General features: G+C 62.1%; 19 protein-coding genes. 10 read left to right on the top strand and 9 right to left on the bottom strand.

The annotated features are described in order from the left end of the window. Positions 1-5: 5 nt before the first annotated feature. The 6 genes from XALGPE39_RS07055 to ykgO form a co-directional block, all read right to left on the bottom strand. Positions 6-377: a cytochrome c gene (locus XALGPE39_RS07055; RefSeq protein ID WP_045727567.1), complete on the bottom strand. Its 372-nt coding sequence runs from the start codon at positions 375-377 to the stop codon at positions 6-8. Positions 378-717: 340 nt separating this feature from the next. Further along, positions 718-1,995 carry a TraB/GumN family protein gene (locus tag XALGPE39_RS07045; RefSeq protein ID WP_045727565.1) on the bottom strand — a complete coding sequence of 426 codons (1,278 nt, stop codon included), beginning with the start codon at positions 1,993-1,995 and terminating at the stop codon, positions 718-720. Positions 1,996-2,135: 140 nt separating this feature from the next. Continuing rightward, the gene (locus tag XALGPE39_RS07040) at positions 2,136-3,020 is read right to left on the bottom strand and encodes a carbon-nitrogen hydrolase (protein WP_045729038.1); all 885 of its coding nucleotides are present in this window, start codon (positions 3,018-3,020) and stop codon (positions 2,136-2,138) included. 236 nt (positions 3,021-3,256) lie between these two features. Beyond that, entirely contained in the window at positions 3,257-4,294 is a 1,038-nt protein-coding gene (locus XALGPE39_RS07035) for an agmatine deiminase family protein (RefSeq protein ID WP_045727564.1), read from the bottom strand. 186 nt (positions 4,295-4,480) lie between these two features. Further along, the gene (locus XALGPE39_RS07030; protein ID WP_045727563.1) at positions 4,481-4,810 is read right to left on the bottom strand and encodes a hypothetical protein; all 330 of its coding nucleotides are present in this window, start codon (positions 4,808-4,810) and stop codon (positions 4,481-4,483) included. A gap of 128 nt (positions 4,811-4,938) precedes the next feature. Then, a complete protein-coding gene (gene ykgO, locus XALGPE39_RS07025) occupies positions 4,939-5,064 on the bottom strand; it encodes a type B 50S ribosomal protein L36 (protein WP_003468676.1) in 126 nt (41 codons plus the stop codon). 173 nt (positions 5,065-5,237) lie between these two features. On the opposite strand from ykgO, the gene cmk reads away from it, so the two are divergent. From cmk to XALGPE39_RS16580, 9 genes are all read left to right on the top strand, one after another. Next, positions 5,238-5,912: a (d)CMP kinase gene (gene cmk / locus XALGPE39_RS07020; protein WP_045727562.1), complete on the top strand. Its 675-nt coding sequence runs from the start codon at positions 5,238-5,240 to the stop codon at positions 5,910-5,912. A gap of 233 nt (positions 5,913-6,145) precedes the next feature. Continuing rightward, a complete protein-coding gene (rpsA, locus tag XALGPE39_RS07015) occupies positions 6,146-7,825 on the top strand; it encodes a 30S ribosomal protein S1 (protein WP_045727561.1) in 1,680 nt (559 codons plus the stop codon). Positions 7,826-7,903: 78 nt separating this feature from the next. Beyond that, the gene (locus XALGPE39_RS07010; protein ID WP_045727560.1) at positions 7,904-8,209 is read left to right on the top strand and encodes an integration host factor subunit beta; all 306 of its coding nucleotides are present in this window, start codon (positions 7,904-7,906) and stop codon (positions 8,207-8,209) included. 72 nt (positions 8,210-8,281) lie between these two features. Further along, entirely contained in the window at positions 8,282-8,551 is a 270-nt protein-coding gene (locus XALGPE39_RS07005; RefSeq protein WP_045727559.1) for a lipopolysaccharide assembly protein LapA domain-containing protein, read from the top strand. 24 nt (positions 8,552-8,575) lie between these two features. Then, positions 8,576-9,754 carry a lipopolysaccharide assembly protein LapB gene (gene lapB, locus XALGPE39_RS07000; protein WP_045727558.1) on the top strand — a complete coding sequence of 393 codons (1,179 nt, stop codon included), beginning with the start codon at positions 8,576-8,578 and terminating at the stop codon, positions 9,752-9,754. Positions 9,755-9,775: 21 nt separating this feature from the next. Further along, positions 9,776-10,726: a glycosyltransferase family 4 protein gene (locus XALGPE39_RS06995; protein ID WP_200893864.1), complete on the top strand. Its 951-nt coding sequence runs from the start codon at positions 9,776-9,778 to the stop codon at positions 10,724-10,726. A 17-nt stretch (positions 10,727-10,743) separates the two neighbouring features. After that, positions 10,744-12,654 (top strand): nucleoside-diphosphate sugar epimerase/dehydratase, encoded by a 1,911-nt coding sequence (locus tag XALGPE39_RS06990; protein ID WP_045727556.1) that lies wholly within the window; start codon positions 10,744-10,746, stop codon positions 12,652-12,654. Then, on the top strand, positions 12,654-13,535 hold the full coding sequence (galU, locus tag XALGPE39_RS06985) for a UTP--glucose-1-phosphate uridylyltransferase GalU (protein WP_045727555.1): 882 nt from the start codon (positions 12,654-12,656) through the stop codon (positions 13,533-13,535). Before XALGPE39_RS06990 ends, galU begins: the two co-directional genes overlap by 1 nt. Before the next feature lie 56 nt (positions 13,536-13,591). Next, on the top strand, positions 13,592-13,714 hold the full coding sequence (locus tag XALGPE39_RS16580) for a hypothetical protein (protein WP_255352720.1): 123 nt from the start codon (positions 13,592-13,594) through the stop codon (positions 13,712-13,714). Positions 13,715-13,784: 70 nt separating this feature from the next. Here XALGPE39_RS16580 and XALGPE39_RS06980 read toward each other — a convergent pair whose 3' ends face one another. The 3 genes from XALGPE39_RS06980 to XALGPE39_RS06970 all read right to left on the bottom strand — a co-directional run bounded on the left by XALGPE39_RS06980 (position 13,785) and on the right by XALGPE39_RS06970 (position 18,105). Then, positions 13,785-14,990 carry an acetyl-CoA C-acyltransferase gene (locus tag XALGPE39_RS06980; protein WP_045727554.1) on the bottom strand — a complete coding sequence of 402 codons (1,206 nt, stop codon included), beginning with the start codon at positions 14,988-14,990 and terminating at the stop codon, positions 13,785-13,787. 71 nt (positions 14,991-15,061) lie between these two features. After that, positions 15,062-17,437: a 3-hydroxyacyl-CoA dehydrogenase/enoyl-CoA hydratase family protein gene (locus XALGPE39_RS06975; protein WP_045727553.1), complete on the bottom strand. Its 2,376-nt coding sequence runs from the start codon at positions 17,435-17,437 to the stop codon at positions 15,062-15,064. Positions 17,438-17,442: 5 nt separating this feature from the next. Then, complete coding sequence (locus XALGPE39_RS06970) at positions 17,443-18,105, bottom strand: TetR family transcriptional regulator (protein WP_045727552.1); 663 nt, start codon at positions 18,103-18,105, stop codon at positions 17,443-17,445. 214 nt (positions 18,106-18,319) lie between these two features. Here XALGPE39_RS06970 and ndk point away from each other — a divergent pair, with 214 nt between their 5' ends. Next, the gene (gene ndk, locus XALGPE39_RS06965) at positions 18,320-18,745 is read left to right on the top strand and encodes a nucleoside-diphosphate kinase (RefSeq protein ID WP_045727551.1); all 426 of its coding nucleotides are present in this window, start codon (positions 18,320-18,322) and stop codon (positions 18,743-18,745) included. The last annotated feature ends 1 nt before the right edge of the window (position 18,746 follow it).

Here is an 18,746-nt window from a genome sequence, read left to right as displayed (position 1 = left end):
AAAGCCTACTTGAGTGTGGACAGGAAAGCGGCGATGTCGGCGATATCCTGCTCAGAGAAGCTTTCCGCCTGGGCTTGCATGGTCGGGTGCTTGCGCTTGCCGAGCCGATATTCGGTCAGCGCCTGTGTCAGGTATTGGGCCGATTGCCCGCCGATCTTGGGGATGCGGTAGCTGGGATAGGCATTTTTGTAACCGGTAACGCCGTGGCAGCCCTGGCAGGTGTAGGTCAGCAATCGGCCGTTTGCGGCATTGCCTTGTACAGGGGCGGAGGCGGCGGGAGCGGCGGGCATTGGTGCGTTTTGCGCCATTGCCGGGATGCTCCCGAAAGAGACAAGTAAGGCCAGAGCAAGACAAGCGGCGAGCGGCTGCGTGCGCATGGTTTCGTGGTCCGGAAGGACGGGACGGGTGTTCCGGCGTGGGGGAATACGGAACGAACCGAGTATAGCCTTACCTTTCGTGGCTCCGAAACTGGCCACGCGCGACATGGCGGACAGCGCAATTTGCCGCATGTGATGCTAATCAATGTCCCATGCGTGATTCGCTCGCCCGACAATTGCGCAAATCACAGCGAGGGCCATCCATCCAATGGCTGGATGGTTTTGGAACACGGCTTCAGCGCCGAAGCGCTGCACTGTCCTGCCTTGGCTTACGTGCAGCCATGGCACAAAGGATTGCCCGCGTGCCATGAGGCCAAAGCCTGGTCGCCATGCGGCGGACTCAACTGGTGAGTTTGCTCAGGATGCGAAATCCGGCCAGCCATACGCCTAGCATGCTGCCCAGGTTGGTGAGCAGGAAGGTCAGCACCACTCGCGAGACCCGGTTGCGGTACCAGCCGCGCAGGTTCTGCGCATCGTCGCGCAGTGCGAGGAAGTCGCCGTAGGCGGGCTTGCGCATGTGTACTTCCACCAGTGCGCTGAATGCACCGGCAGGAACCCCAGGCCGAAATGGTTTCAGCGGTGCGGCAATCGCACCGGCGATCACGCTCAGTGGATGGCCGCCGGCCAGCAGGCAGCCGAGTCCGGCCAGTCCGCCAGTGAACAGCACCCACTGCTGCAGCAAATCGGTGCCCAGCGCGAAGCCGCCATGCCAGTACCCCCAGGCCACGCCACCGAGCACCAGCGTGGTCAGGGTCATGGTGATCCAGGGGACTTTCTTTTTGGTCGGTACCTCTTCCAGTGTCTTGCGTCGCGTTGCCGGGTCGTCTTGATCGTCCTGCAGGTGTCTGGCCAGGCCGGCCAGATGGCCGGCGCCGACTACCGCCAGTACTTCGCGTACCCCGGTGCGATGCGCGTCGTTGTGCGCGTGCGCTTCGTCGCTGGGGGGCGTGGTCAATGCGCGTTGCGCGTGTTCTTCGCGCAGGCGTGTTGCCATGTAACAGTCGCGCTCGGCGATGATGGTTGCGTAAAGCTCTGGGCTTTCGCTGGCGAAATCGCCGAAGCTGGCCTCAAGCATGTCGCCCTGTTTGAGCTTCTCGATCTCTGCTTCACCGACTTCCTCTGAGGCGAACAATCCACCGAGCAGGCCGCTGGCAAGTTTGAGCTTGCCGAACAAACCGAGTCGGCTGGAAGCACGCTTGAAGGTCAGCCCGACCTCGCGATCCACCAGATAGACCGGCAACTGCCGTTCGCGTGCCAGCAGCACGGCGCGTTTGAGTTCGGCGCCAGGTTCGATGCCGAGCTGTTCGGCCAAGCGACGTTGATAGGCGGCCAGGGCCAGGTTGGCTGCGAACAGGGCGACGCGTCCTTTGCGAATCACCTGCACCAGATCCAGCTTGGTCAGCGCGTCCGGATCGGTGAGTGCCTGCAAGCGTTGCGGATCCAGTTCCACCGCGACTGCGTCGAAGCGACCGCTTTCGATGGCACGCTCGACCACGGCGACGCTGGCCATGGAGACGTGCGCAGTACCGAGCAAGGTGTAGCGGATGCCGTCGCGTTCGACGATGCGGTACGGCTGGTCGGCGAAGAGTGCCTCGTCGGCCTGGGGGAGTGCGTTCATGCCATGACTCGTCGGAAGGGCCTCGTCGGCGCAGTGGCGCAACAGGCGTGGTGGTGTGTTGAGGTCGGTAGGTATTGAGATCTGGTGACCAGCTCGGTGTGCTGTGCGCAGGAACAGCTCATGCAATGCGCTCGGCGGGTTCAGTCGATATAGCGCTTGAGCAGGTCGCCATACGCGTCGATCCGGCGGTCGCGCAGGAACGGCCAGATCCGCCGGACGTGTTCGCTGCGCTGCAGGTCCACGTCGCAGACCAGCACTGTCGGGTCGGTTCCGGCCTCGGCGATGAATTCGCCCTGTGGACCCAGCACGTGGCTGTTGCCCCAGAACTGGATGCCCGACGCACCGAGCGGCGATGGTTCGTGGCCGACCCGATTGCAGCTCAGTACCGGGATGCCATTGGCGACGGCATGGCCGCGGTGACTGAGTACCCAGGCATCGCGTTGGCGTTCCTGTTCGGCTTGCGCGTCGTCGGGATCCCAGCCAATCGCGGTCGGGTAGAGCAGCAGCTCGGCACCGGCCAGCGCCATCAAGCGCGCGGCCTCCGGATACCACTGATCCCAGCACACCAGCACGCCGAGACGACCGACCGACGTCTGGATCGGGGTGAAGCCCAGATCACCCGGAGTGAAGTAGAACTTCTCGTAGAAGCCCGGGTCGTCGGGAATGTGCATCTTGCGGTACTTGCCGAGCAGGCTGCCGTCCTTCTCGAACACCACGGCAGTGTTGTGGTACAGGCCCGCAGCGCGGCGCTCGAACAGCGAGCCGACCAGGACCACGCCGTGGCGCTTGGCCAGCGCGCCCAATCGCTCGCTGCTGGGGCCTGGAATCGTCTCGGCCAGATCGAATTCCTCGACCGACTCGTGCTGGCAAAAATAGGCACCGTTGTGCAATTCCTGCAGTAGCACCAGGCGCGCGCCCTGCGCGGCCGCCTCGGCGACACGCGATTCGATTGCGCTCAGGTTCGCTGCGGCATCGCCATGGTTGCGCTCCTGGATCAGCGCAACGGAGAGAGAATGTCGGGTCATGACGAAAGGGAGATCGGCGAAAGCACGCATGGTAACGCGGATGCCCGCGCGGCAGCGCCTGGGCTGATGAACTGTGGGTACAGGCACAGAGGTCGGAGCGCGGTGTCTCGGTCGGGTATTTGCGTTAGCGCACCAGACTCATCGGGTGCATTGCCATTGGCGGCTGCTTGGTGCTCGATGCAGGGTGCGAGCGATGCTCCTGCACATGCGGCCAAGCAGGCCATGCGAGCGCACCTTCAGTCCGCAAGTGCCCCCGCGGGCAACTGCATGGTGATGCAGTGCAGGCTGCCGTTCTGCCAGATCAATGCCCGGCATGGGATCGGTACGATCTCATGCTGTGGGAACGCCTGTGCCATCACCGCCTGCGCCTGTGCATCGGCGGCATCGCCGTAGGCGGGCATCAGCACTGCGCCATTGACGATCAGGAAATTGGCATAGGACGCGGCCAGGCGCCTGCCTTGGTCGATCACCGGCTGCGCCCAAGGCAGTGGGAACAGTCTGTAAGGACGTCCGTCGACAGTGCGCAATGCGGCCAGTTCGGCTCCCATTGCCTGCAGTTCGGCGTAATGCGAATCGTCGGCGTCGTCGCAGGCCTGATAGACGATCGCATCCTCACTGGCGAAGCGGGCGAGGGTGTCGATATGTGCATCGGTGTCGTCGCCTTCCAGGTAGCCGTGCTCCAGCCACAGCACCCGCTGCTGTGCCAGCCAGTCGGCCAGATCGTGGCTGAGCGAGGCGCGCGTGCGCTGCGGATGCCGCTCGTGCAGGCATTTCCAAGTGGTCAGCAAGGTGCCGGCGCCATCGCAATCGATGGCTCCACCTTCCAGCGCGAAATCGATACGGCGCACGGTACTTTCGGCGAACAGTCCGTGCTCGGCGAGCAGGCTCACCAGTTGGTCGTCCAGGCTCGCCTGGAATTTTCCGCCCCATCCAGTGAAGCGGAAATCCAGCAACTGAAAGCCGCCGTCCGTGCGCGTCAGGGTGATTGGGCCGGAATCGCGCAGCCAGGTGTCATCGTATTGGGCCTCCACGAATCGCACCCGCTGCATGTCCACCCGTGCCGAGCGCAGTCGTGCCTCGGCATAGATCTGCAGATCGGTGTCGGCGACGCAGATCGCGACATGCTGAAAACGCACGATCCCCGCGACTAGCGCGATGTAGGTCTCCTCGACCTCGGCCAGGCGCGCGGCCCAGTCGGTGCCGGCATGCGGCCAGGCGATCAAAATAGCGGATTGGGGTTCCCATTCTGCTGGAAGACGGAGGTTGTCGCTCATGCTGGATCGTCGCTCAAGTACTGCCCGACCGAAGTCGGGCGATGAATCAATTTCTCGCATCGCGCCATGCGAGCGCTTGCGCTCAGCCGTTCGTCGCTAGAGGCATCGGCTTGGCCGCTGCCGCCAGCGGTATGCCCTGGCTTGGTGGGGTTGGCCGTTGTCGAGAACGTTGGCTGCGGGTACGCGTCAACGGATCGCCGGTTTGGGGCCGATCTCGTTCGGGTCCACCTTGTTGGCGACCACGTCGACGACCTTTTGCTTCTCGAAGTACACGGTGAAAGCAGGGTAGACCCAGCGGTTGATGGTCGGCCACTGCCGCTTTTGGCCGCCACGTGGTTCCAGCGTCTGCTGCGGGGTGCCGTAGCGTGCCTGCACCTGGGCCATGCTCAGCCCGCGCGTCGGCATCGATGCGACAGGTTCCTGCTTGACCCGCTCCACAAGCAGCGTCTCGGCGTGGACACCGCCCGCTAGGCCTAGGGCGATCAGCAGCGGCAAAATGGACAAACTTTGCTTCATCACGGTTACTCCCCAGAGGACGAAGAACGATTACAGCAAACTTCGGCAACAAAAAACCGCCCGAAGGCGGCTTTCGTCCAAGATCGGCCATCGCTACGCCAGGCGCGGCGATGCGAGCGGTCTTGCAATCAGCGCTGGCGCGCCTTGAAGCGGGGGTTGGTCTTGTTGATCACGAAGACCTTGCCGCGGCGGCGGACCACCTTGCAGTCGCGGTGACGGGCCTTCGCCGACTTCAGGGAGGAAAGGACTTTCATGGCACACCTCGGCGTAAACGTGTGGATTCGAAGGGAGGCGGTACGGACAAAGTCCATGCCGCTAGATGGGTAAGCCAACAATCATAGCCTGTTTTTCTTCATTGTTTCAACTGGTTGCGCCAGCCGGGTGGAGGTCGGCGTTACAATGCACGGCCAATGCTCCGAGGAACCGCATGAACGAACCCGCTCCCGTCCTGACTCTCGATGGTCCATCCGGGGCCGGCAAAGGTACCGTCAGCCGCATCGTCGCCGCGCGACTTGGGTGGCATTACCTGGATTCGGGTGCGCTGTATCGGGCAGTCGGAGTCGCGGCCAGTTGGGCCCATCTGGACATCTCCGATGCTGCCGCGCTGGTGCGCTGTACCTTCGATACCCGTGTGGACTTCGAAGAGGTTGCCGACCGTGGTTTGCGGGTTCTGGTCAATGGCGTTGACGCCACCGATGAGTTGCGTCTGGAAACCGCTGGCGCGGTGGCCTCGGCGATTGCCGCCATCCCGGAGGTGCGCTCGGCGCTGAAGCAGCGGCAGCGCGCATTTCGCCGCCCGCCTGGACTGGTGGCCGATGGGCGCGACATGGGGACGGTGATTTTCCCCGATGCGCCCTGCAAGGTCTTCCTGACCGCCAGTGCCGAGGAACGCGCCCAGCGACGGCATAAGCAGTTGAAGGAAAAAGGGGTTTCCGTTATATTCGGTGACCTGCTGCGCGAGATCATGGCCCGCGACGCACGCGATGCCCAGCGCGCAGTGGCGCCGCTGAGGCCGGCAGACGATGCCGTCCTCCTCGATACCACCGGTATGGACATCGACCAGGTTGTGGGCCACGTCATGCAGTTGTTGTTGCACGTCTGAGCGGTGCGTAGGGTGGTGCGGTGGCAAGCGAGCCATCGGTGCCGTGCCCGTCGTTCGCAAGACCCGCAAGCGTCACGCGTTCCAAATCGTAGTTCCAAGGCTCCGCCGCGCAATCGTGCGTTGCGGTTTTTCCACTCCACACCCGGCCGCCGTTTGGGCCGACTAACCAGGGTGGGCAGTCGCCGTTTCCATCGAGAAACGCCCTGTCCGTGTGTCCACTAGAGTAATTTCAAATGACCGAATCTTTTGCCGAACTGTTCGAAGCCAGTCAAGCCAATCTGGCCAAGCTGAAGCCAGGCGCCATCGTCACCGGCACCGTCGTGGAAGTTCGCGGCGATGTGGTGGTGATCAACGCCGGCCTGAAGTCCGAAGGCATTGTGCCGATCGAGCAGTTCCGTAACGACGCTGGCGAGATCGACGTCGCCGAAGGCGACTTGGTCAAGGTCGCGCTCGACTCGCTCGAGAACGGCTTCGGCGAGACCGTGCTGTCGCGCGAGAAGGCCAAGCGCGCCATGGTGTGGGACGAGCTGGAAGAAGCGTTGGAGAAGAACGAAACCATCCTCGGCCGCATCAGCGGCAAGGTCAAGGGTGGTTTTACCGTGGATATCAAGGATGTCCGCGCGTTCCTGCCCGGTTCGCTGGTGGATGTGCGCCCGGTGCGCGACCCGGCCTACCTGGAAGGCAAGGAACTGGAATTCAAGCTGATCAAGCTGGACCGCAAGCGCAACAACGTCGTGGTTTCGCGTCGTGCCGTGGTCGAGAGCGAGCACTCGGAAGAGCGCGAGCAGCTGATGGATAAGTTGCAGGAGGGAACGATCCTGAAGGGTGTGGTCAAGAACCTGACCGACTACGGCGCGTTCGTGGATCTGGGCGGCATCGATGGCCTGCTGCACATCACCGACATGGCCTGGAAGCGTGTGCGTCATCCGTCCGAAGTGGTCAACGTCGGCGACGAGCTGGACGTGCGCGTACTCAAGTTCGACCGCGAGCGTAACCGCGTCAGCCTGGGTCTGAAGCAACTGGGCGAGGATCCGTGGGACAACATTGCCCGCCGTTATCCGGCCAATAGCCGCGTGTTCGGCAAGGTTTCCAACGTCACCGATTACGGCGCGTTCGTGGAGATCGAGCCGGGCGTGGAAGGCTTGGTGCACGTGTCGGAAATGGATTGGACCAACAAGAACGTCAACCCGTCCAAGGTCGTGCAGGTCGGTGACGAGGTCGAAGTGATGGTGCTGGACGTGGACGAAGAGCGTCGCCGCATCTCGCTGGGCATGAAGCAGGTCGCCGCCAATCCGTGGGAAACCTTCGCTGCTACCCACAAGAAGAACGACAAGGTGTCCGGCCAGATCAAGTCGATTACCGATTTCGGTATCTTTATCGGCCTGGATGGCGGCATCGACGGCCTCGTGCACCTGTCCGACATCAGCTGGAACACCACCGGCGAAGACATCGTGCGCAACTTCAAGAAGGGCGACATGCTGGAAGCCGTGGTGCTGGCAGTGGACCCGGAGCGCGAGCGCATCAGCCTGGGCGTCAAGCAGTTGGAGCAGGATCCGTTCGGTCAGTACATGGCGGCCAACCCGAAGGGCTCGAAGGTCGAGGGCGTTGTTCGCGAAGTGGATGCCAAGGGCGCCATGATCGATCTGGCCGATGGCATCGAAGGCTACGTCGCTGCACGCGATATCGCCAACGAGCGTGTCGACGACGCTAGCCAGCACCTGAAGGTCGGCGACAAGATCGAAGCCAAGTTCGTGGGCATGGATCGCAAGGGCCGCACCCTGCAGCTGTCGATCAAGGCCAAGGACGATGCCGAAATGCGTGAAGTGCTGGAGGAATATCAGTCAGCATCTGGCGGCACCACACAATTGGGCGCGCTGTTGCGTGCGCAGTTGAACGGCAACAAGTCCGAGTAATCCGTCACACGCAGCGTTACTGGTACGGCCCGGTTATTCCGGGCCGTACTAGGTTTCGCCTCCACTGCACGAATCCGTATGACCAAATCCGAGCTGATCGAAATCCTGGCGCGCAAGCAAGTGCATTTGAAGTCGGATGACGTCGATCTGGCCGTGAAGTCGTTGTTGGAAATGATGGGCGGTGCCTTGTCAGGCGGCGACCGTATCGAAATCCGCGGTTTCGGTAGTTTTTCCTTGCATTACCGGCCGCCGCGCCTAGGTCGCAATCCCAAAACCGGCGAATCCGTTGCGCTTCCCGGCAAGCACGTGCCGCATTTCAAGCCCGGCAAGGAGTTGCGCGAGCGTGTCAGTGCCGTTGTCCCGATTGAGTCCGACGCGCTCTAGACCTGCATCCTGCGGTTGCTGCAATCCACGCCCGTTGGGCTAATCTGCTGTCTCCCGGCGCTGGAGTTCCTCATGAAAATCGTCCGACTGCTGATATTGCTGGTGTTTCTAGTTGCCGGTCTGGTCGTCGGTTCGCTCAATTCGCAGCCGATCGTCATCAATTTCGGTGTTAGTGCGCTTGCCACCACTTCCGGCATCGCCATCATTGTGTCGCTGTTCGCTGGCGTGGTCATCGGTGCGGCATCGGTACTGGTCATGGTCGCGATCCCGCTGTACGCCAAGCTGCGCCGCGCCAACAAGGCCGCCAACGCGGTTGCTGCGCCGGTTTCCTCCCATCTTTAGACTGTAGACGGACGCTGATCTTCGATGGACTTTCTAACCGAATGGTTCTGGTTCTTCCTGTTTCTGCCGCTGGCGGCGCTGAGCGGCTGGGTGATTGGCCGTCGTGGCGGTCAGCGCCACGGCGATTCCCAGGTCAGCCGTCTGTCCAGCACGTATTTCCGTGGCTTGAACTACTTACTCAACGAGCAGCCCGACAAGGCAATCGAACTGTTTTTGCATATCGCCGAACTGGACAAGGAAACGTTCGAGACACAGGTCGCGCTCGGACACCTGTTCCGTCGCCGCGGTGAAGTGGACCGTGCGATCCGTCTGCATCAGGGATTGGTACAGCGGACTGACCTCAGTGACGCGCAACGTGTACAGGCGTTGCTGGCTCTGGGCGAGGACTATATGAAGTCCGGCCTGTTGGACCGGGCCGAAACCGTGTTCAGCGAACTGGCGCAGATCGACCAGCGTGCCCCACAGGCGCTCAAGCACCTGATCAGCATCTACCAGGCCGAGCGCGACTGGGAAAAAGCCATCGATAACGCCACACGGTACGAAGAGGTGACCGGCGAGCCGATGGGCAAGCTGATTGCGCAGTTCGAATGCGAGCTGGCCGACCGTTGTCTTGCTTCCGGCAAGCAGGATCTGGCGCGCGCGGCGATCGCGCGGGCCTACCAGGCGGACGCCAAGTCGGTGCGTGCCGGCATTCTGGAGGGCCGCATCGATGTCGATGCCGGCAATAACGACGCTGCGATCCGCGCCTTCGAACGCGCGGCTCGCCACGATCCGGACTACTTGCCCGAGATCATGCCGGCATTGATGGAGTGCTACCGCCGTGGCAACGATCTTAGCGGCGCGCGTGCGTTCTTGTCGGAGATGACCGAACACTATCGCGGCATCGCTCCGGTGTTGGCGCTGACCCGCTTGATGGAATCGCAGGAGGGCGTTTCCGCTGCACGGACCTATCTGGGCCGTCAGCTCAAGGATCGGCCATCGGTGCGTGGCGAGTCGGCCCTGATCGACCTGACCCTGGCCGAGGGTGCCGACTCCACCGCCACTCTGCAGGACCTCAAGCACATCACCGACCAGTTGCTGGTGCGCAATCCCAGCTACCGTTGCACCCGCTGCGGGTTCGGTGCGCGGACTCACCACTGGCAATGCCCTAGTTGCAAGGAATGGGGGACGGTCAAGCCCCTGCTTAACTACGCGGTGGTGTAAGTGCAGGTCGCGGTAGGGACAATGCTCCTCGCGCTGGCGGCGCTGAGTGCTGCCGGCACTTGGTTGTCGCGCCACTACGCGATCAAACGCAAGTTGATGGATGCACCCGGCGAGCGTCGCAGCCATACCGTGGCGACGCCGCGCGGCGGCGGGATAGCGATTGTGGTGGCGGTGTTGGTCGCCTGCGGCTGGGCAGCGGCGCACTGGCCGGCTCATGCCGTCGACGCGACTGTTTTTGCGGCAGGCCTGCTCCTGGTCGCGGGAATCGGTTGGTGGGACGATCACCGACCACTGTCGGCCGCGTGGCGTTTGCTGGTGCATGTATTGGCGGCGAGTCTGCTTGCTGCACTTGTCTACAGGTCGAGCCAGTCGATGTTGCTGACAGGATTGACCTGGCTGGCAACGGTTTCTTTGATAAATATTTGGAATTTCATGGATGGCATCAATGGCTTGGCGGCCAGTCAGGCGATACTGGCGGCGTTGGGGTTTGCCTGCCTGCTCCCCGTCTGGTCTCGTTGGCCCTGTTGGGTGCTGTTGGTGAGCTGCGCCGGCTTTTTGCCGTTCAACTATCCGCGAGCACGGATTTTCCTCGGCGACGTCGGCAGCGGCGCACTCGGCTACCTGATCGCCGGGCTATTCGCCTGGGGGGGGCTGGTCTCCGGGCATATACCCTGGTTATTCGCGATACCGCTCTCGGCATTCGCGATTGATGCCGGATGCACACTTTTTTCGCGCATGTTGGCTGGCGAACGTTGGTGGCAACCGCACGTGCAACATTTTTACCAGCGCTGGGTACATACTGGGAGAAGTCACACGACAGTTACCTTTGCATACGCTCTGTTCAGCATCCTGGCAATTACAATCGCTAGTCTAGGTTTAAGCCTGGGAATGGCGTGGCAAGCGAGTCTGGCGATCGCCTGGTTTTTTTCGGTAGCTGTGCTTTGGCTAGCTTTGCGTAAGGGAATACGCTGAACTCTCATGGATTACTGATGCTTTCCACTCGCGACCGAATCACCGAGCTGTTGCCCAAGATTTCCGTGGTTGTCCACGATCTTGTCATTGTGTGGATTTGCTGGCAGTTGTTGCATGCTTTGCGCTACACGATGCTGCCAGGCGAACATCCACTACCGCTGTGGAATCTGAATACGGCAATTGTGCTGCTGGCGCAGGGCTTGGTGCTGTGGAAAGTGGGTTTGTACCGCGGTCTGTGGCGCTTCGCGAGCGTTCCCGATCTGCTGAATATCTTCAAAGCCAGCTTTTATGGGCTGATCGCCATCGTCCTGGGGCTGGCATACAGCCGTTTTGACGCAATTCCACTGTCGGTGCTGATGGTCTATCCGTTCGCGCTGTCGGCGTTGTTGGGTGCGCCGCGCCTGCTTTACCGCGCGTGGAAGGATTATCAGATTGCGCACTCGGACGAGACGGCGCGACGTGTGCTGATCGTCGGCGCCGGGCGCGCTGCCGAGGCGTTGGTACGCGATTTGCGCCGTTCCGGTGCTTACCATCCGGTCGGCTTTGTGGATGACGCCGGACATCTGCATGGAGCCAAGCTGCAGGGCTTGCCGATCCTTGGCCGTATCGACGAAGCTGGGCAGATCGCCAAGGAAACCGCAGCCAAGCTGTTGGTGATCGCAATCCCGTCGTTGGACGCCGTGGGCATGCAGCGTGTGGTTGCACTGTGTGAAAGCACCGGTCTGCCGTTCCGCACGGTGCCGCGCCTGGTCGATGTGCTTGAGGGCCACTATCTGCCTGGCGAGCTGAAGGAAGTCGCGATCGAGGACCTGCTCGGGCGCAAGCCGGTGAAGCCTGACTGGAAATTGATCAAAGGCTGGCTCTCCGGGCGCACCGTCCTGGTGACAGGTGCCGGTGGTTCGATCGGCTCGGAACTGTGTCGGCAGTGCGCGCGTCATGGTGCGCGCAAGGTGCTGTTGCTGGAGATCGACGAATTGGCGTTGATCACCATCCATGCCGATCTGCGTCGCACCTTCCCTGATCTGGAAATCGACTGCGTTCTCGGCGACTGCGGCGATCCGGCGGTGATCCTTCACGCGATGCGCGTGGCCGAACCGGATGCGGTGTTCCATGCCGCCGCCTACAAGCAGGTGCCGTTGCTGGAGGGGCAGTTCCGCGAAGCGGTCCGCAACAATGTGCTGGCGACCGAGAATGTGGCGCGCGCTTGCGTTGCCGCCAATGTCTCGACCTTCGTGTTCATTTCCACCGACAAGGCCGTCAACCCGGTCAATGTCCTGGGTGCCTCCAAGCGCTATGCGGAAATGGTGTGCCAGTCGTTGGACGATCAATCGGTAGGGACGCGTTTCGTGACGGTGCGCTTCGGCAATGTGCTCGACTCGGCTGGCAGTGTGGTACCGCTATTCCGCGAGCAGATCCGCCAGGGCGGCCCGGTCACGGTGACCGATCCGCAGGTGACGCGTTATTTCATGACCATTCCTGAGGCCTGTCAGTTGATCGTGCAGGCGGCTGCGTCGGCCTCGCGGGGCGCGATCTACACCCTGGACATGGGCGAGCCAGTGCCGATTCGCTTGCTTGCCGAGCAGATGATCCGTTTGGCGGGCAAACAGCCCGGGCGCGATATCGCAATCCTCTACACCGGCCTACGTCCGGGCGAGAAATTGCACGAGACGCTCTTCTATTCCGACGAGGACTATCGTCCCACCTCGCATCCGAAGATTCTTGAGGCCGGTGTGCGCAGTTTTTCACGCGAAGACGTGTTGCGTGGCCTGCAGCAGTTGCGTGCCGCGGTCGCCGACTACGATAGCGAAACCATCGAACAGGTACTGCGCACGACCATGCCCGAATTCACGCCCTTGCGTCAGCAAGGCGCTCACGAGGGCTCAGCTACGATTGTTCCATTTCCCGCACGCGAGGCCAGAAGGCTCTGATGAGCAAGAGAATCCGCAAGGCAGTATTTCCGGTCGCAGGTCTGGGTACCCGCTTCCTTCCTGCCACCAAGACCGTCCCCAAAGAAATGCTGCCGATCATTGATCGGCCGTTGATTCAGTACGCTGTGGATGAGGCGATCGAGGCCGGATGCGATACGTTGATCTTCGTGACCAATCGCTATAAGCATGCGGTCGCGGATTATTTCGACAAGGCCTACGAACTGGAGCAGAAGCTCGAGCGGGCTGGCAAGCACGAACAGTTGGAGATGATCCGCCATGTGCTGCCCGATGGCGTGCGCGCGATCTTCGTCACCCAGGCAGAAGCCTTGGGCCTGGGGCATGCGGTCCTGTGCGCCAAGTCGGTCGTCGGTGACGAGCCATTTGCGGTGCTGTTGCCGGATGATCTGATCTGGAACCGAGGTGACGGCGCGCTCAAGCAGATGGCCGATCTCAACGCTGCCAGTGGTGCAAGCGTGATCGCCGTGGAGGACGTACCGCACGAGAACACCGCCAGCTATGGCATCGTGGCAACGGATGTGTTCGATGGCCGCAAGGGCCGTATCAAACAGATCGTAGAAAAGCCCAAGCCGGCAGACGCGCCGAGCGATCTGGCCGTGGTGGGGCGTTACGTACTCAGCCCGAAGATCTTTGAACTGTTGGAAGGCACTGGGACTGGTGCCGGTGGCGAGATCCAGCTCACCGACGCGATCGCGACGTTGTTGAAGAGCGAACAAGTGGACGCCTATCGTTTCGAAGGGACCCGTTTCGATTGTGGTACTCATCTGGGTCTGGTCGAAGCGACCATCCGTTTCGCTTTGGAAAACAAGAAGCTTGCCAAGCCAGCGCGCGAGAAACTCACTCAGATGCTGGCGGAAGACTAAGCCGGGTTCGGCGCTCCCTCCAGCTAACGCATCATGCGTGGAGTCGAGACGCCGTCATGTTTTTCATGGAAATAAAAAGCAGCCGCGAGGCTGCTTTTTATCCTCTGGAGCTGCTGGCCGCAGCCATTGAGCGAACGTTCCAGGCGCAGGCAAGCAAGCTGCAAGCGCGCAGGCAATGATTTGACCATGCGTCGTGCAGTATGGATACCTCTTCAGGCCCATGATGCGCTGGTCCCCATCACGGATGGATCACAGTGCCTCGATGATGCCTGCAGCGCCCATGCCGGTGCCGATGCACATGGTGACCATGCCGTATTTTTGCTGATGTCGGCGCAGTCCATGCACGAGGGTGGCGGTGCGAATGGCCCCGGTGGCACCGAGCGGATGACCCAACGCAATCGCGCCGCCCAGTGGATTGACCTTGGATGGGTCCAGCTCACTGTCGCGTATCACTGCCAGCGCTTGCGCGGCGAAGGCCTCGTTGAGTTCGATCCAGTCCAGTTGTTCCTTGCGCAGGCCAGCCTGCTTGAGGGCTTTCGGAATCGCCTCGATCGGTCCAATCCCCATCACCTCCGGGCGTACGCCCGCGACCGCGAAACTCACGAAACGCGCCAGCGGCGTCAGCCCGTAGTCCTTGATCGCCTGCTCCGAAGCCAGTAGCAGCGCACCGGCGCCATCGCTCATCTGCGAGGAGTTGCCGGCCGTGACGCTGCCGCCGAATTGGCCGTTGCGGAACACCGGGCGCAGTTTGGCCAGTCCCTCCAGCGAGCTATCCGGGCGCGGACCTTCATCGGTGTCCACGCGCGTGTTGCGCAGCGCGATGACGTTGCCAGCCAGATCGGGTTGGTGCGAGACGATGTCGTAAGGCGTGATCTCCTCGCGAAACGCGCCTGCGGCGATCGCCGCGATGGCTTTCTGGTGCGAGGCGAGGGCGAAGGCGTCCTGATCCTCGCGCGACACTTTCCATTGCTCTGCCACCTTCTCGGCGGTGATGCCCATACCGTAGGCGATGGCGACGTGGTCCTCGACAAATACCTGCGGCGACAGGGCGACCTTGTTGCCCATCATCGGCACCATCGACATCGATTCGGTGCCGCCAGCTAGTATCAGATCGGCGTTGCCCAAGCGAATCTGGTCGGCGGCCAGCGCCACTGCCTGGAGGCCAGAGGAACAGAAACGGTTGATGGTCTGCCCGGCGACCGAGTTCGGCAGGCCGGCCAGTAATACGCCGATGCGCGCCACGTTCATGCCTTGCTCGCCTTCGGGCATGGCGCAGCCGATGATCGCGTCGTCGATGCGTGCAGGGTCGATGCCCGGCGCCTGCGCGACCACCGCGCGCAGCACATGCGCCAGCATGTCGTCCGGACGCGTGTTGCGGAACATGCCCTTGGGCGCCTTGCCGACTGGGGTGCGGGTGGCGGCGACGATGTAAGCGTCTTGGATCTGTCTGGTCATTGGCGGAGTTCTCGAATGACGGGGAGTGTGGGTGTCGGGTCTGTTACCTGAGATTCGGTGCCCGGCTTCAATCAATTCCGCAACGGCTTGCCCGTCTTGAGCATGTGGTCGATACGTGCCTGGGTTTTCTCCTGTTGCGCCAGTTCGACGAAGTGCTTGCGTTCGAGCTTGAGCAGCCATTGCTCGTCCACCAGCGCACCGCGATCGACCTCGCCGCCGCACAATACGGTGGCGATGCGGGTTGCGATCTCGTTGTCGTATTCGCTGATGAAGCGGCCTTCCAGCATGTTGACCAGCAACATCTTGAAGGTGGCGATGCCGACGTCGCCGGCGACCTGGATGCGTCGCGCCGGCAACGGGGGGCGGTAGCCGCCTTCGGCCAGGGCGCGGGCCTGCGCCTTGGCGATGTACAGCAACTCGTCGCTGTTGAATACGACCTGGTCGGTCCCGCGCAGCAGGCCAAGTTCCTTGGCGTTGACGGCCGAGGTCGAGACCTTGGCCATGGCGACGGTTTCGAAGATTTTCTTCAGTTCGGTAAATACGTCGCCTCCGGTGGCTGCCGCCGCTTGCGAGGCGCGCAGCGCGATCTCCTTCAGGCCGCCGCCGGCCGGCAGCAGGCCCACGCCAGCCTCGACCAGGCCGATGTAGCTTTCCAGTGTGGCCACGGTCTTGGCGCTGTGCATCTGGAACTCGCAGCCGCCGCCCAAGGCTAGCCCGCGTACTGCCGCAACCACGGGCACTAGCGCGTACTTCAGGCACTGACTGGTGGCCTGAAAATTGGCGACCATGGCTTCGAACGCGTCGAGCTTGCCGGCCTGCAGCAGGCCCAGGGCGCCCGCCAGGTCGGCACCGGCGGAGAAGGGCTCCTTGTGCTGCCACAACACCATGGCCTTGAAGTCTTTCTCTGCGCGACGAACGGCCTCCTGCAGGCCGTCCAGTACTTGGTCGGAAACGGTGTTCATCTTGGTCTTGAAACTGACCACGGCGATGTCGTCGCCGTCGTGCCACAGGCGCAGGCCGTCGTTCTCGAACACGGTTTCGCCTTGCGGGAACGTCTCGCCCAGCAGCGCATCGGGGAAACGCTGGCGCTTGTATACCGGCAGTGCCGAGCGCGGTAGTTTGGTATCGCGTGCGGGGCTGTAGGATCCCTCGGCGGCATGCACGCCGTCGCGGCCATCGAACACCCAGTTCGGCAGCGGCGCGCTGCTCATGCTCTTGCCGGTGGCGATGTCTTCGGCGATCCACTGCGCGATCTGCTTCCAGCCAGCCGCTTGCCAGGTCTCGAACGGCCCCAGCGTCCAGCCGTAGCCCCAGCGCATTGCCAGATCCACGTCGCGCGCGGTCTGCGCGATGTCGTCCAGGTGATAGGCGCTGTAGTGGAACAGGTCGCGAAAGGTTGCCCACAGAAACTGCGCCTGCGCATGCGGGCTTTCACGCAGCTTGGCGAACTTTTCCGCCGGATGCTTGATCTTCAAGATCTCTACCACGTCCGCCGTGGCGCCGCGCTGGGCCGGGCGATAGTCCTGTTTTTGCAGGTCCAACACCACGATGTCCTTGCCGAGCTTACGGAACAGGCCTGCGCCGGTCTTCTGACCAAGCGCGCCTTTGCCGATCAGGGCCTCCAGCCACTTCGGCGTTTTGAAGAACGCGTGCCAAGGATCCTGCGGCAAGGTGTCTGCCATGGTCTTGACCACATGTGCAATGGTGTCCAGGCCGACCACGTCGCAGGTGCGGTATGTGGCCGACTTGGGACGACCGATCAGCGGGCCGGTCAAGCCGTCCACCTCGTCCAAGCCCAGGTCGAATTGCTCGGTGTGGTGGATCGTGGACAGGATCGAGAACACGCCGATGCGGTTGCCGATGAAATTCGGAGTGTCCTTGGCGTAGACCACTCCCTTGCCCAGGGTGGTGGTCAGGAAGGTCTCCAGGCCTTGCAGCAACGCCGCGTCGGTGTGCTTGGCTGGAATCAGCTCGGCCAGGTGCATGTAACGTGGCGGATTGAAGAAGTGCACGCCGCAGAAGCGGGGGCGCAATTGCGTCGGCAACACCTCCGATAGCGCGTTGATGCCAAGGCCGGATGTGTTGGAGGCAAGTACCGCATGCTCGGCCACGAACGGCGCGATCTTCTTATAGAGATCCTGCTTCCAGTCCATGCGCTCGGCGATGGCCTCGATGATCAGGTCGCAGCCGCGCAGTTGTTCCAGGCCCGTATCGTAGTTGGCCGATGCGATGGACTCGGCCAGGATAGGGCTGGCCAGCGGCGCAGGACTCAACTTGGTCAGGTTGGCGATGGCCTTGAGGACGATGCCATCGGGATGGCCGTCCTTGGCGGCAAGGTCGAACAGCACGGTGTCGACGCCAGCGTTGGTCAGGTGCGCAGCGATCTGTGCGCCCATCACGCCCGCGCCCAGGACGGCGGCGCGGCGGACTAGCAGGGGGTTGGACATAGCGATCAGCCTCTGTGGGTCAGGGGGTGCGGGAGCGAATGTGCGCAGTGGGCAAGGAAACCCGCTTCGGCGAAACGGATGAGTTCGCTTGCGGCGTGGGCGCGGTGTGCGCTTTCGCTGACACCGGCGGGACGCTTGATCAGGCCGAAATCGGCCATGGCGTAGGTCAGAGCACCGGCCAGGAAATCCAGGCGCCAGTAGAGCTCCTGTTTGCTCAACCCGGGCACGCAGGCCGCGATCGCCTTGGCGAATTCGCGCAGCACGTGGCCGTAGTGGTCGGACAGGAACTGGCGCAGGCTGTCGTTGTTCTCGGCATAGGCGCGGGCGATCACCCGGACGAAGGCACCGCCGCTCTGGTGTTCCTGCGCCATTGCCAGTGCTGGTTCCACGAAGGCGGCAAGCACCGGGCCGAGTTCACCGGGATGCTCACGCTTGGCGGTTTCCAGTTGGGTCATGCGCGCGGAGGTCATTTCGTCCATCCGCCTGCGGAACACCTCGTTGACCAGGTTTTCCTTGGAGCCGAAGTGGTAATTCACCGCCGCGATATTGACGTCGGCTTGGCTGGTGACTTGTCGTAGCGAGGTGCCGGAGAAGCCATGCTGGGCGAACAGTTCCTCGGCCGCGCTGAGGATGCGAGCCTTGGTCGAGAAATGCACCTGCTTTGTCATGTGATCGCCAAAATCAATCAAACGATTGTTTGATTCTAGGCTGGGTCGCTGGGTCCGTCATGCTGCCTTGCAGCACAATTCAGCCGCAGCCGTGCAAAGCACGTCGCAATTGGATAGAATCGTCCATCTGAATCCTAGCTAAGCCCGCGTTTTGGCACGGGTTTTTTAATCTTAACTTCGGGTCGAGAGTGACCCGCCCAACGGAGAACGTCCCATGGCGCTGGAGCGCACCCTGTCTATCATCAAGCCCGACGCCGTCGCCAAGAATGTCATCGGCGAGATTTATTCCCGCTTCGAGAAAGCTGGCTTGAAGATCGTTGCCGCCAAGTACAAGCAACTCTCGCGCCTGGAGGCCGAGGGCTTCTACGCTGTGCACCGCGAGCGTCCGTTCTTCAATGCGCTGGTCGAGTTCATGATTTCCGGTCCGGTGATGATCCAGGTACTGGAGGGGGAAAACGCCGTGATTGCACATCGCGAACTGCTTGGCGCCACCAATCCGAAGGACGCGGCTCCGGGCACAATTCGCGCAGACTTCGCCGATTCGATCGACGCCAATGCCGCGCATGGTTCAGATTCGGTCGAAAATGCCGTTAATGAAGTGGCTTATTTCTTTGCTGCCACCGAAGTGGTGTCGCGCTGAC

Origin of the sequence: Xanthomonas sp. GPE 39 (genome assembly GCF_000963005.1) — a bacterium.
Lineage (GTDB): Bacteria > Pseudomonadota > Gammaproteobacteria > Xanthomonadales > Xanthomonadaceae > Xanthomonas_A.
Note: the sequence above shows the minus strand (reverse complement) of the source record. Positions and strands in the feature narration are given on the sequence as shown.